The 13,450-nt window shown below is 71.9% G+C and carries 12 protein-coding genes; 6 read left to right on the plus strand and 6 right to left on the minus strand.

Going from position 1 to position 13,450, the window contains the following annotated elements; genetic code table 11:
- Window positions 1-58 precede the first annotated feature (58 nt).
- Window positions 59-1,237, plus strand: a complete 1,179-nt coding sequence (locus DAI20_RS05230; RefSeq protein WP_108249442.1) for a glycoside hydrolase family 26 protein — start codon at window positions 59-61, stop codon at window positions 1,235-1,237.
- A 5-nt stretch (window positions 1,238-1,242) separates the two neighbouring features.
- On the plus strand, window positions 1,243-3,342 hold the full coding sequence (locus DAI20_RS05235) for a GMC family oxidoreductase (RefSeq protein ID WP_108249443.1): 2,100 nt from the start codon (window positions 1,243-1,245) through the stop codon (window positions 3,340-3,342).
- Between the two features lie 182 nt (window positions 3,343-3,524).
- Here the strand turns inward: DAI20_RS05235 and DAI20_RS05240 are convergent, their stop codons facing one another.
- Complete coding sequence (locus DAI20_RS05240; protein ID WP_108249444.1) at window positions 3,525-4,556, minus strand: LLM class flavin-dependent oxidoreductase; 1,032 nt, start codon at window positions 4,554-4,556, stop codon at window positions 3,525-3,527.
- Between the two features lie 153 nt (window positions 4,557-4,709).
- Between DAI20_RS05240 and DAI20_RS05245 the strand changes: the two genes are divergently transcribed.
- Complete coding sequence (locus tag DAI20_RS05245) at window positions 4,710-5,357, plus strand: TetR/AcrR family transcriptional regulator (protein WP_108249445.1); 648 nt, start codon at window positions 4,710-4,712, stop codon at window positions 5,355-5,357.
- A gap of 3 nt (window positions 5,358-5,360) precedes the next feature.
- Here DAI20_RS05245 and DAI20_RS05250 read toward each other — a convergent pair whose 3' ends face one another.
- Window positions 5,361-6,857: a cryptochrome/photolyase family protein gene (locus DAI20_RS05250; RefSeq protein ID WP_108249446.1), complete on the minus strand. Its 1,497-nt coding sequence runs from the start codon at window positions 6,855-6,857 to the stop codon at window positions 5,361-5,363.
- Window positions 6,858-7,164: 307 nt separating this feature from the next.
- Here DAI20_RS05250 and DAI20_RS18405 point away from each other — a divergent pair, with 307 nt between their 5' ends.
- Complete coding sequence (locus DAI20_RS18405) at window positions 7,165-8,529, plus strand: glycosyltransferase family 2 protein (RefSeq protein WP_159084921.1); 1,365 nt, start codon at window positions 7,165-7,167, stop codon at window positions 8,527-8,529.
- Window positions 8,530-8,726: 197 nt separating this feature from the next.
- Here DAI20_RS18405 and DAI20_RS05260 read toward each other — a convergent pair whose 3' ends face one another.
- The 3 genes from DAI20_RS05260 to upp form a co-directional block, all read right to left on the minus strand.
- A complete protein-coding gene (locus DAI20_RS05260) occupies window positions 8,727-9,164 on the minus strand; it encodes a MarR family winged helix-turn-helix transcriptional regulator (RefSeq protein ID WP_240605881.1) in 438 nt (145 codons plus the stop codon).
- A gap of 294 nt (window positions 9,165-9,458) precedes the next feature.
- Entirely contained in the window at window positions 9,459-10,217 is a 759-nt protein-coding gene (locus DAI20_RS05265) for a winged helix-turn-helix domain-containing protein (RefSeq protein ID WP_108249448.1), read from the minus strand.
- A gap of 360 nt (window positions 10,218-10,577) precedes the next feature.
- Window positions 10,578-11,213: a uracil phosphoribosyltransferase gene (gene upp / locus DAI20_RS05270; RefSeq protein WP_108249449.1), complete on the minus strand. Its 636-nt coding sequence runs from the start codon at window positions 11,211-11,213 to the stop codon at window positions 10,578-10,580.
- Between the two features lie 69 nt (window positions 11,214-11,282).
- Here upp and DAI20_RS05275 point away from each other — a divergent pair, with 69 nt between their 5' ends.
- Complete coding sequence (locus DAI20_RS05275; protein ID WP_108249762.1) at window positions 11,283-11,741, plus strand: nucleoside deaminase; 459 nt, start codon at window positions 11,283-11,285, stop codon at window positions 11,739-11,741.
- A 108-nt stretch (window positions 11,742-11,849) separates the two neighbouring features.
- Window positions 11,850-12,713 (plus strand): pyrroline-5-carboxylate reductase, encoded by an 864-nt coding sequence (gene proC, locus DAI20_RS05280; protein WP_108249450.1) that lies wholly within the window; start codon window positions 11,850-11,852, stop codon window positions 12,711-12,713.
- Between the two features lie 28 nt (window positions 12,714-12,741).
- On the opposite strand, the gene DAI20_RS05285 is transcribed toward proC, so the two are convergent.
- Window positions 12,742-13,410 (minus strand): potassium channel family protein, encoded by a 669-nt coding sequence (locus DAI20_RS05285; protein ID WP_108249451.1) that lies wholly within the window; start codon window positions 13,408-13,410, stop codon window positions 12,742-12,744.
- Between the last annotated feature and the right edge of the window lie 40 nt (window positions 13,411-13,450).

Below are 13,450 nucleotides of genomic sequence, written 5' to 3' on the forward strand. Positions count from 1 at the left end.
CCATGACCCCCATTTTGGCGCTGCCGCGCGCCCCAGCCCGGCGGTTAGGTTTTTCGGCATGCCAAGAAAAGTCCTCGCGGGTATCTCCGCTGCCGCATGCCTGCTCGCGCTGACGGGGTGCAACATCTCGAAGTACCTGCCCGCGGAGGACTGCGTCGTCGTACCCGCCGAGGACCTCGTGCCCGCGACGGGCGCGCTGCTCGGCGTGAACCTCGACTGGGGCAGCGAGACCCTGTCGGAGTACGCCGACAAGCTCGGCCACCGGCCTTCGGTCGCCGTGTCCTTCAGCGACCTCCCGCTCAGCAACAGCGACGAGGTCAACGTGCGCGCGGCCGCGGCCCAGGTGCGCGGGAACGGTGGAAGCCTGCTCGTCACCCTCGAGCCGCACGCCGGGCTCGCGTCCATCACGCCGGAGGTGGCCGACGAGCTCGCGGCCTTCCTCGCCGAGATCAACGCCGAGGGCGTTCCCGTCATCGTCCGCTTCGCGCACGAGATGAACGGGTCCTGGTATGAGTGGGGCCAGCAGCCGACCGCCTACATCGCCGCGTTCCGGATCGTGGCCGAGGCGCTGCACGCGGGCGCTCCCGGTTCGGCCACCATGTGGGCGCCGAACAACGCAGGGGGCTACCCGTTCACCGGCGGCAAGGCCAGCGCGGTCCCCGGGACGGCGGACTTCGCGCTGCTCGACACGAACGGCGACGGCACCCTGACGATCGCGGACGACTCCTACGCGCCGTACTACCCGGGCGACGACGTCGTGGACTGGGTGGGCATGTCCCTCTACCACTGGGGCTCGACCTACCCCTGGGGCGAGAACGAGATGCCCGAGGAGGGCAAGTTCGCCGCCCAGCTCACCGGCACGTACAACGGCCTGGCCGGTGACGAGACCGCCGCGCCCGACTTCTACCAGACCTACGCGGTCGAGCACGGCAAGCCGCTCGCCATCCCCGAGACGGCCGCGCTCGTGATCCCGGGCCAGGATGCGGAGCAGGAGCTGGCCATCAAGCGCGCCTGGTGGCGCCAGGTGCTGAGCGAGGAGAACGCGACGAGGTTCCCGCAGCTGAAGATGGTCAACTGGTTCGAGTGGGACAAGGACGAGCCGGAGGTCGGCGGCGACGTGCACTGGAGCGTCGCGAACGACGCGGACGTGCGGACCGCATTCACGGCGGACCTGCCGTCGTGGCTCGCCCCGACGCCTGTGCCCGAGGAGTGCGCACCGGTAACATCCGAACAGTGACCTCAATGGCGACACCACCTCCCGTCGACGCATCCCCCGAGTTGCTCACGGCGGTGATGGACGCCATCGTGCCGGCCGACGAGTTCCCGTCGGCCACCGCGTCCGGCGGTGAGGCGTTCCTCGCCAGGGTGCTCACTGACGACCGGCCGGGCTGGACGGGCCGGCTCGCCGCGCTCCTCGACCGCATCGACGCCGCGTCCCGCGACACCACTGGGGCGGGCTTCGCCGAGCTCGATCTCGACGCCCGCGAGCGCGTGCTCGACACGTTCGCCGAGGACGGCGAGTACCGCTGGTTCGCCCAGCTCGTCGCGGACGGGTACTACGCGGAGCCCGCCAACGGCGGCAACGGGGGCGCGGTCTCCTGGTCGGCGATCGGCTGGACCCCGCACGGTGGCGGTCGCCTGCCCGATCAGCCCATCGAGCATCGCGACGACGACGCCGTGATCGCGCCCGCGGATCTGCTCGACCGGTACGACGCGATCGTGGTCGGGTCCGGCGCGGGCGGTGGGGTGGCCGCCGAGGCGCTCGCCGCGTCCGGCCGCGCCGTGCTCGTGCTCGACGCGGGCGACTGGCCGACCAGCGCCGAGCTCACGGATCACCTGCGCAACCCGCGCTCCATCTCCGGGCTCGACCCGCGCACCGGCCCGCCCACCGTCGGCAACCCCCGATCCGTGCGCATCGGCGACCGCACCCTCACCGTCGGTCCCGCGGAGGGCGCCTGGAGCAACAACGCCTCCACCGTGGCCGGCGGCACCCGCGTGTACGGCGCCCAGGCCTGGCGGTTCTCGCCCGAGGACCTGAGGATGGCGAGCCGCTACGGCGTGCCGGACGGGAGCTCGCTCGCCGACTGGCCCATCGGCTACGACGACCTCGAGCCCTACTACTCGCGGGCGGAGTGGGAGATCGGCGTGAACGGGGCCGCCGGCGGCGACCCGTGGGCCGGGCCCCGGTCCCGCGACTTCCCCATGGCGCCCCTGCGCAACAACCGGTTCGGCGAACTGCTGCAGGATGCTGCCGCACGGCTGGGCTACGGCACGGTGCGGGTCCCGCTCCTCATCAACTCGGGCGAGTACCTCGGCCGCCGGGGCTGCGTGCAGTGCGCCCAGTGCATCGGGTTCGCCTGCCCGGTCGACGCGAAGAACGGCAGTCAGAACACCACCCTCGCCCGGGCGTTCCGCACCGGACGATGCCGCATCCTGCCATCGGCGCGCGCCGAGCGCATCCTCACCGACGAGGCCGGGCGCGTGCGCGGAGTCTCCATCGTGGGCGAGCGCGACGGCGTCGTCTGGCGCCGGGAGGTGCTGGCCGAGGAGGTGGTCGTGGCGGGCGGTGCGGTCGAGTCGGCTCGTCTGCTGCTGTCGAGCAGGAGCGACCGCGAGCCGAACGGCATCGGCAACAACACCGATCAGGTGGGCCGCCACCTGCAGGGCCACATCTACACCGGCGCGCTCGCCGTGTTCGACGAGGAGATCGTGGACCTGGTGGGCCCCGGCCCGTCCGTCGCCACCTGCGACTTCCGGCACGGCAACGACGGCATCGTGGGCGGCGGGATGCTCGCCAACGACTTCGTGCTCACCCCCGCCATCACCTTCCGCCACCTCGTCGACACCGGCGTGGTGCCGCGGCACGGCCGGGCGGCGAAGGCCGGCATGCGGGACCTGGCCCGCCGCATCCAGCGGGTCGTCGGGCCGATCCAGGAGGTCCCCGTGGCGAGTTCGCGGGTCGAGCTGGACCACGCGCTGTGCGACCGGTTCGGCAATCCCGTCGCGTCTCTCTCCGGCAGCATCCACCCCGAGGACGTGCGCACTCAGGCCATGCTGCGCGAGCGCGCGGTCGAGTGGATGGGTGCCGCGGGCGCGACGCACATCGTGCCCGAGCGGCTGCGCGCCACCGGCACCGGCCCGAGCGGCGGCCAGCACCAGGCGGGCACCTGCCGCATGGGCACGGACCCGGCCACCTCGGTCACGGATCCCTTCGGCCGCGTCTGGGGCCACGACAATCTGCGCGTCGCTGACGCATCGCTGCTCGTTACGAACGGCGGGGTCAACCCGGTGCTCACCATCCTCGCGAACGCCATGCGCGTGATGGACGAGATGACCGCCTGACCCCTTACGGTCCCTGAGCCCGTCGAAGGGATGCCCCTTACGGTCCCTGAGCCCGTCGAAGGGACACCCCCTACGGTCCCTGAGCCTGTCGAAGGGACGCCCCTTACGGTCCCTGAGCCTGTCGAAGGGACGTCAGACACCTCCCGTCGCTTCGACAGGGCTCAGCGACCGCGCGACCGTGGCTACGCGAGCAGCTCGCGCACCCGCGGAATGACGCGGCTGCCGTAGAGCTCGATGCCGTGCATCAGCTTCTCGTGCGGAAGCGGACCGGCGCTGTACTTGAGGTCGAAGCGCGAGATGCCGAGCCCCCTCGCGGTGGCCGCGATCTTCTGGGCGACGGTCTCCGGCGACCCGACGTACAGCGAGCCGTGCTCGACCTCGTGGTCGAACTCGGCGCGGTCCATGGGTGGCCAGCCGCGCTCGGCGCCGATGCGGTCGCGCATGACCCGGTAGTCGGGCCACAGCTCCTCGCGCGCCTGCTCGTCGGTGTCCGCGACGTAGCCGGGGGAGTGCACGCCGATCGGCAGCCGCGGCATCCCGAGCTGGTCGAGGGCGCGGTGGTAGAGGTCGACGTACGGACGGAACCGCAGGGGCTCGCCGCCGATGATCGCGAGCATGAGGGGCATGCCGTAGCGCGCGGTGCGCAGCACCGACTCGGGGCTGCCGCCCACGCCGATCCACACGGGCAGGCGCCCGGACTCCGTGGTCGGGAACACGGACTGGTCCACGAGCGCGGAGCGCGTGCGGCCGTGCCACGTGACGGGCTCCTCCTTCAGGAGCTCCGCGAACAGCGACAGCTTCTCCTCGAACAGGGTCTCGTACTGGCCGAGGTCGAACCCGAACAGCGGGAAGGACTCCGTGAAGGAGCCGCGTCCGAGGATCACCTCCGCGCGGCCGTTCGACAGCGCGTCGAGCGTGGCGAAGCGCTGGAAGACGCGGATGGGATCGTCGGAGGACAGCACCGTGACGGCCGACCCCAGTCGGATGCGCGTGGTGCGGCCCGCGATGCCGGCCAGCACGACCTCGGGCACGGAGACGGCGAAGTCGGAGCGGTGGTGCTCCCCGACGCCGAAGAAGTCGACGCCCAGCTCATCGGCGAGCACGGCCTCCTCGACGACGTCCCGGATGGCCCGCGCGTGCGAGACGGGGGATCCGTCGGTTCCCCTTGTCACGTCGCCGAACGTGTCCAGCCCCAACTCCAGTGCCTGTGCCATGGCCTCTCCTCTGTTCAGTTCTTCCGATGTTCAGTTCTCGTCCGCGGTCTCCGCGCGACACTTCCCCCCAACGCGCCGGGTCGCCGCGCCATTCCGACCGGTCGCCCACCGTGGCGTAGATTTGTGAACGGCGTCAACATAGCGGGGAGGGTGATGAGCGGAACGGGCGAGGCCGCGCCACGGGCGACCTACCGGCACGGCGACCTCCGGGCCGCGCTGCTCGCGGCGGGGATCGAGCTGGCGCGGGACGGCGGGCCGAGCGCCGTCGTGCTCCGGGAGGCGACCCGCCGCGCGGGCGTGTCGCCCAACGCCGCGTACCGCCACTTCACCGACCGGCAGGCGCTGCTCGGCGCCGTCTCCGACGCGGCGCAGGCCCTGGTGGCGGACGCGATGGAGGAGGAGATCCGGCGCGCGAGCCGCGCGCCCGGCGACGACGCGGCCGCCCGTGCCCACGCTCGGCTGCGCGCCGTGGGAACGGGCTACCTCCGGTTCGCCCGGGCCGAGCCGGGCCTCTTCCACGCGGCCTTCTCGGTGCCGACGGCGCTCGGCACCTCGGACAGCCCGTCGAAGGCCGGGTCCGGCGGCCGCACGCCCTACCAGCTGCTGACCGACGCCCTCGATGCGCTCGCTTCGGCCGGGGAGCTGCCCCCCGACCGCCGTCCGCACGCCGAGTTCCTCGCGTGGTCCTCGGTGCACGGGCTCGCGACCCTCATGATCGACGGCCCGCTGCGCGGACTGCCCGCCGAGCTCGTCGCCGGAGTGGAGCAGCGGCTCCTCGACATGGTCGCGAAGGGCCTCTAGCGCTCAGCCCGTCGCCGTGCGGTCGAACGCGGCGAGCGCCTCGCGGCGCGATGCGGCGAGGTCGATGATGGGAGCCGGGTACCCGCCGCCGTCCTCGCCCTCCGCCTTCGCCACGAGGTCCTGCTGCAGCGTCCACGGCTCGTGCACCTGGGGCGCCGGAACGTGCGCCAGCTCGGGCACGTACTCGCGGATGTAGTCGCCCTGCGCGTCGAACTTGTGGCTCTGCAGCACCGGGTTGAAGACCCGGAAGAACGGCGCCGCGTCAGCGCCGGATCCCGCCACCCACTGCCAGTTCGCGGGGTTGTTCGCCTCGTCGGCGTCGACGAGAGTGTCCCAGAACCACTCCTCGCCCTCCCGCCAGTCGATGCGCAGGTTCTTGATCAGGAAGGATGCGACGACCATCCGCACGCGGTTGTGCAGCGTGCCGTCCCGCCACAGGGCGCGCATCCCCGCGTCGACGAGCGGGAACCCGGTGCGGCCGAACTGCCAGGCGCGCAGCACGGCGGGATCGGCGTCCTTCCACTCGAAGGCGTCGAAGCGGGCGTTGAGATTGCGCCGGGCGATGTCCGGGGAGTGGAAGAGCTGGTGGTAGCAGAACTCGCGCCAGCCGATCTCGCTGAGGAACGCCGTCGTGGCCTGCTGCAGCTGCTCGTTCCCCGCGTCGCGGCGGGCCTCGCTCATCACTGCGTGCCAGACCTGGAACGGGCTCACCTCGCCCCAGCGCAGGTGCGGGGAGAGCCGCGACGTCCCCTCCGCCGCCGGGTCGTTCCGCTGATCCGGGTAGGCGGAGAGGTGGTTCCGCGCGAACTCGTCGAGCCGGCGCAGGGCAGCCGCCTCGCCCGGGTCGTTCGCCTCGCGCAGGCCACCGGCCCAGTCCGGGTGGGTCGGAAGCAGCGCGAGGTCCTCAAGCCGGTCGGTCGCGAGGGGGTCGGGATGCGCGGGCGCGAGCGGCGGCACCGGCAGCGGCGCGCGCGGCTCGCCCAGGGTTAGGCAGTGCCGCCAGAACGGCGTGAAGACGTGGAACGGATCACCGGACGAGTTGGTCACGGTCCAGGGCTCGAACAGCAGCGCCGCGTCGAAGCTGTGCATCTCCAGGCCCGCGTCCACGCCGGCGGTCTTGATCGCCGCATCGACGTCGCGTGCCGCCTGCCCGTACCGCCGGTTCCAGAAGACGGCGCCCGCGCCGCTCTCGCGCAGGACGTCGCGGACCACGTCGGCCGCCGGGCCTCGGCGGATCACCATCGGGGTGCCCCGCTCCTCCAGGGCTGCGGCGAGCCGACTGAGGCTCTCGTGCAGCCACCAGCGGGCCGCCCCACCGAGCGGGCGGATCCCGGGGCTCTCATCGTCGAGCACGAAGAGCGGGATCACCGGACCGCCGCGCTCCACGGCCGCGGTGAGCGCCGGGTTGTCGGAGAGCCGCAGGTCGTCACGGAACCACACGATGCTCGAGCCCGCAGGGGCTGAGGGGGTGGACGTCGGGGCGTCGTCGTTGGCACGCATGGGGCGAGCCTACGAGCCGGGCGGCGGCCGGGGGTCAGGAGTTGCTGGGCGTCCGCCGAGCATCAGCCCCCGCGCGTCAGCCCCCGCGCGTGACCCCCGCTCGGGTGCTTTCGGGGGCGCGAGTCGCTGCATAGGCTCGGAGCCGGGGATCGCGGCGGGAGCCGGTCCTCCTGCCGTTCCTCGCCGGGCCCGTCGGCGCATGGTGGCTGTTCACCCGAAAGCCCGTTCCTCCGTGGATTCACCCCTCCGTCCGCACGCCGCACCCCCCGTCCTCGACCGCCGGCGCCCGACTCTCCCACGCCTCTCGATGGCGCCCACCGTCGCCGTGCTCGTCCCCGCCCGGAACGAGCAGGACACGGTCGGCGCGTGCATCGCCTCGCTGCTCGACCAGACGCGGCCGCCGGACTCGATCTTCGTCGTGGTGAACAACTCGACCGACGACACCTACGACCGCGCCCGCCGTTTCACCGGGCGCCACGCGCTCGACCGACCGGGCGGCGGGGTGACCTGCGCCGTGACGGTGATCGACATCGGCACGAACGGCGATCGCAGGGCCGGTGCACTCAACTTCGCCTGGTCCCTCTCCCGCCACCACGACTTCGTGCTCACCGTCGACGCCGACAGCGCCCTGGGTCCGGACGGCCTGCGGATCCTCCTCGACGACCTCTCCGCGGATGACGGCCTCGAGGCGGTGTCGGCGGTACCGAGCCTCCTTCCCGACCCCGCGGATCCGCACCCGACACGCCTGCTCGTGCGTGCCCAGCGCTTCGAGGTGACGGCCCAGGCGCTGCGTGCCGCCGCCCGGTCCGGCCGCATGCCGCTCTCCGTCGGTCAGTGCTCGTTGTTCCGCACGTCCACGCTTCGGGAGGTAGCGGCAGCGGCCGCGCGCCCCGGCCCGTGGGGTGGTGGGACCGGCGCGGAGGACGCGCGCCTGCGCATCGACCTCGACGAGGCAGGCTTTGCGACGGGCATGTCGAGCCGCGCGAGATCGAGCGCGGCCGCCATGCGCACGCCTCGCGGGGTCTGGGCGCAGCACGTGAAGCGCGTCGCCGGCATGCAGCGTCTCAGCCGCGAGCTGCCGGCCGCGAGCCGCGTGGCACGCCGTTTCGAGTGGCGCAGCGGGCTCATCGGGCATCTGGTGTCACGCCTGCTCTTCGTCCTCCTGGTCACGCACGCTCTCGTCACCGGTGCCGTCACCGGGCAGTGGTGGTGGCTGGTGCCGCCCCTGATCGCGGTGGCGATGAACCTGCGCGTCGTGGCGGCGATGCCCGACCGCGACGCGGCGGACCTCGCGTACGCACTGCTCTACCTGCCGCACGAGGTTCTTCGCACCGGGCTGTCGCTGTTGCACGTGGTCGCCGTCGTGCACGAGAGCGGTGGCTGTGCCCGGGATCACGGCGCGGATCAGGTCGCGGCCGAGTGCGGGGAGCGCGTGCGGGTGATCGGACTCGCGCCCGCGATGCTGGTCGCGGTCGGCGGTGCCGCGCTGGTCGCGCTGCTCGGGTGGCTCGCCCTGCCGGGGGTCCTCGGCGGAGCCGTCGTCGCCGCGGGCTGGCTCGCGCTCGGGCTGCTCGTGGCCGGTCAGTCGCTCGCGGAGCTGCGGACCCTCGTCGGGCGGCACCGGCTGCCCATCCTCACCGGTTCGTCCCTCCGGGCGGTTGTCCCCCGCTGAGTTCGGACGGGGGACAAATAGCGCCCCCGTTGCGTGCGGTCCCTGGACCGGCGGAGAGCTCGGTGGTTAGCGTCACGTGAGAGTTATTCACTCTCCCCACCAGCTCGTGGTCGTCACGGCCGGCAGCCCCCCGCGTCGGATGGCCGGCAGGGTCCCCCCGCCCGCCGGACCTTCCGTGGCGACCAGGGCTGGTGTGGTCAGGTCAGTCCCTGCTGGAGCTTCTCGCAGAGTCCGCGCAGTTCCTCGAGCTCCTCCGCGTCGAGCGCGCCGCCCAGATGCCGGTCGATGGACTCGACGTGCTGAAAGGCCACCTGACGGAACGCCGTCAACCCGTCGTCGGTCATCGCGACGATGGTGCCGCGGCCGTCCCCGGGGTCCGGCAGCTTGCACACGTACCCCTTGGCGGCGAGCCGGTCGATCAGCCTGCTCACGCTGGGCTGGGTCAGCAGGACGTGCTGGTTGAGGTTGCGCAGCCGGATGCGGCGGTCCGGCTGGCGGGAGATGTTGAACAGCACGTCGTACTCGTTGAACGACATCTGCTGGGTGGGGAAGTCGGCGGCGAGGCGGCGCATGATGCCCACCTGCGCGCGGAAGAGTGCCTCCCACGCCGCGACCGCGCCCGCGCTGTCTGCCACGTCCCGCCTCCTCGCCTCTCGACAAGGATAGGGACGGCGAGGCCGGTCGGGGCGGAACGGGGGCGCCGCCGAGCCGTGACGACGATGGAGAGGGGCGCGACCCGCCTGAACGACGGACCGCCTAACGGACTGTGGGCCGGTCCCAGAGGCTTGGGACCGGCCCACTCCCTTGCACCAAGAGTGTCCTGCAATCACATTTCGCTTCGGCTGCCACAGCAAACAACCTCTGCCCCTGAAATATATAACAGTTAGGTAACGTGCGCTAGTTACCTAAACGTTATTTTTCGGGCCGGATCAGAAGAGGTCGGGGCTCGGCGTTCCGGCGTGGTGCACGGAGACGTCCGCGTGACGGTCGAAGCGGTATCCGACGCCGCGCACGGTGCGCACGATGTCCTCGTAGCGGCCCAGCTTGGCGCGCAGGCGGCGTACGTGGACGTCGATGGTGCGCTCGTTGGGCACCTCCTCCTCGTCCGCGTCGCTCCACAGGGACCCGAGCAGCTCGGCGCGGTCGATGGTGCGGCCCTCGCGCAGCACGAGGTACTGCAGCAGCTCGAACTCCTTGTAGGTGAGGTTCGCGTTGTCGTTGTCGAGCAGCACGCGCTTGCGGGAGATGTCGATGACGACGCCGCTGTAGGCGCGGTCCTCGTCCTCGACGACCTCACGGCGCTTGGCGAGCGCCGCCGGGTCCTGCAGGGCGAGGCGCACGACGTCGACGTCGCGACCACCGGCCCCGCGCGGCGCGAGGGCGACGGCGGCATAGGTCTCAGCCCCCGGAGCGACCTCGCTGGTGAGGGCTCGGAGGGCCTCGACGATGCGGCCGAGGTCGGTGCCGGCCGCGGCGGCCTTCGCCTCGTCAATGCCGACGTAGAGCACGAAACCACGGGCCTCCGTGCCGTCGGGCACGGCGCGAACCGGTCGGGGCGTCGCGTCGGAACGGTCGACGGAGGAGGACGTCGCGGCGGGCGCCACCGGGGTGACGGGGCGGGCGGCCGGGGTCAGGTGGCGGGCGGGAGCGGCGGTGGCGGTTGCGGGGGAGACGGAGAGGAGCGACATGACGAGATCCTTCTGATGATGTGCGGATCCCCGGGTGCGCGGAACGGGCGCGGTGCCGACGGTGCGGCGAAGCGGAAGGAGGGGATCCCGATGTGCGTGCGGTGCGTTGCAGTTCGGCCGAAGAGGCGACCGGACGCGGGCCTGAAGGTGGCGACCCGCGGCGAGGCTCAAGCCGCTGTGGCGGCGAGCACGAGGCGAAGGGGGCGGGTTAGGCCGACATTCGGCAACACATGACTGCTCCGCCGGCCATCATCATGCCGACGTTCCCCAGGGCCTCGAAGGAGGTCAGGGCACGAGCGGAAACAGTCATGCGTTCGAGTATCCGGTTCGGTGGTTGCCGTGTCAACTCACCGACGGCAACTAGTGAGCGGTGCCGTAGAGCCTGTCGCCGGCGTCGCCGAGGCCCGGAACGATGTAACCGTTCTCGTTCAGGCGCTCGTCCAGGGCGCCGAGGACGATGGTGACCTCGCGGCCCTCCGTCGCCTTCTCGACGGCCGCGAGGCCCTCGGGAGCGGCGATCAGGCAGATGGCCGTGACGTCGACCGCGCCGCGGTCGAACAGGTAGTTGATGGCGGCGAGCAGCGACCCGCCGGTCGCGAGCATGGGGTCGAGCACGAAGCACTGACGGTTGGAGAGGTCGTCCGGCAGTCGCTCCGCGTAGATGTCCGGCTGCAGCGTCTCCTCGTTGCGGACCATGCCGAGGAAGCCGACCTCGGCGCTCGGCACGAGGCGGATCATGCCGTCGAGCATGCCGAGACCCGCGCGGAGGATCGGCACGACGAGGGGCTTGGGGTCGCCGATCTCGGTGCCGACCGTCTCGGTGACCGGGGTCTGGATGGTGATGGGCTCCACGCGCACGGAACGGGTCGCCTCGTAGGCGAGCAGGGTCACGAGCTCCTCGGTGAGGTTGCGGAACGTGGGGGAGGGCGTCGTCTTGTCGCGCAGCACCGTCAGCTTGTGCGTGATGAGCGGGTGGTCGGCAACGTGGACTCGCATAGGCTCAATCTATCCGAGCGGAGGGGGTGTCCTGTGGTCGCGGGCACGCCCGAACGATTCGTCCGCTGGATGCAGCTCGCCCTCGATGAGGCCCGCACTACGACCGTGTCGGACGACGTGCCGATCGGAGCCGTCGTGCTGGATGCGGCCGGATCCGTGATCGGAACGGGCCGGAACGAGCGCGAGCTGACGAACGACCCGACCGCTCACGCCGAGGTCGTCGCACTCCGCGAGGCCGCACGCGCGACGGGCGACTGGCACCTGACGGACGCGACCCTGGTCGTAACCCTCGAGCCCTGCATCATGTGCGCGGGCGCCATCCTCGCCGCCCGGGTGCCCCGGGTCGTGTTCGGGGCATGGGACGAGAAGGCGGGAGCCGTCGGGTCGATGTACGACGTGCTGCGCGACCGCCGCCTGCCGCACCGCGTCGAGGTGTACCCGGGGGTCGAGGAGGAGGCCTGCGCCGCCCTCCTGACCGACTTCTTCACCCACCCCGAGCGCCGCGGACCCACCCCGCCCCGTCCCTGACCCCTTACGGTCCCTGACCCCCCACGGTCCCTGAGCCCGGCCCGGTCCCTGAGCCCGTCGAAGGGACGCTCCCCGACGCCGGCGTGCCGTCGGGCACCCCTGCCTAGGATGACGAGGGTGACCGACTCGACCGCGCCCACCGCCCTGCCGACCATCGCCATCCTCGGCGCCGGATCCATGGGGAGGGCGATCCTGACCGGACTCCTCCGTCCGGAGGTGAGCGTGGACGGCGACGTGCGCGTCACCAACCGCTCGGCCGCGAAGGCCGCGGACTTCGACGGCACCGAGGGCGTGCGCGCGTTCGCGACCGAGACGGACCCGGACGCGAACCGCGCGGCGGCGCGCGGCGCGAAGCTGGTGCTCGTCGGCGTGAAGCCCGCCATGGTGCCCGACCTGCTGAACGAGGTTGCGGACGCCCTCGAGCCCGACGCCCTCGTGGTCAGCGTCGCCGCGGGGGTGACGATCGCGACCTTCGAGGCCGCCCTGCCCGAATCCGTCGCGGTCATCCGCTCGATGCCCAACACGCCGGCCGTCGTCGGCAGGGCCGTGACGGGGATCAGCGCGGGCACCCGATCCACGCCGGACGACCTCGCGCTCGTCCGGGCGCTCTTCGAGACCGTCGGCGAGGTGGTGGAGGTGCCGGAGAGCCAGCTCGACGCGCTCGGCACGATCTCGGGATCCGGACCGGCCTACGTCTTCTTCCTCATCGAGCAGCTCACCGCGACCGCGATGGCGAAGGGATTCAGCCCCGAGGAGGCGGCGACCCTGGTGAACGGCACCTTCCGCGGCGCGACGGAGCTGCTGGCCGCGACCGGCATGACCCCTGCGGACCTCCGCCGTCAGGTCACGAGCCCGAACGGCACGACCGAGCGCGCCATCGCGGAGCTGCAGGGCGCCGACCTGAAGGCGATCTTCGACCGCGCCACGGACGCGGCCCTCGCCCGCTCCCGCGAGCTCGCCGCCGGCGCCTGACCGCACCCTCCGGTGAGCGAGGCGCTGGTCAGTTGAGGGCGGCGAACCGCTCGATGTCGGCCGTGGCGCCCGAGACGATGATGAGGTCGTGGTTCGACACCAGGGTGTCCGCCGTCGCGTAGGTGAACGGCTTGCCCGGCGACTTCACGCCGACCACGGTGACGTGGTGCTTCACCCGCACGCGCGACTCGGAGAGCGTCTGACCACGGATGGGCTTCGGCGGGTACATCTTGGCGAGCACGAAGTCGTCGTCGAACTCGATGAAGTCGAGCATGCGCCCGGACACGAGGTGCGCGACGCGCTCGCCCGCCTCCGCCTCGGGGTAGATCACGTGGTTCGCGCCGATGCGCTCCAGGATCTTGCCGTGCGACTGCGAGATCGCCTTAGCCCAGATCTGCGGGATGTTCAGGTCGACGAGGTTGGCCGTGATGAGCACGCTCGCCTCGATCGACGAGCCGACGGCGACCACCGCGATGGAGAACTCCTGCGCGCCGAGCTGCTGCAGCGCCTCGATGCTGCGGGCGTCAGCCTGCACCGCGTGGGTGATCCGCTCCGACCACTTCTGCACGAGGCCCTCGCTCGCGTCGATGGCGAGCACCTCGCGGTCCAGGCGGGCCAGCTGGCCCGCGGTGGCGGCGCCGAAACGACCGAGGCCGATGACGAGCACCGGTGCGTTATGGGGAATGCGGTCAATCACGCTTGTACCCTCTCAGGACCCCGGGAGGGTGATCCGTCGC

Origin of the sequence: Planctomonas deserti (genome assembly GCF_003067705.1) — a bacterium.
GTDB classification, from domain to species: domain Bacteria; phylum Actinomycetota; class Actinomycetes; order Actinomycetales; family Microbacteriaceae; genus Planctomonas; species Planctomonas deserti.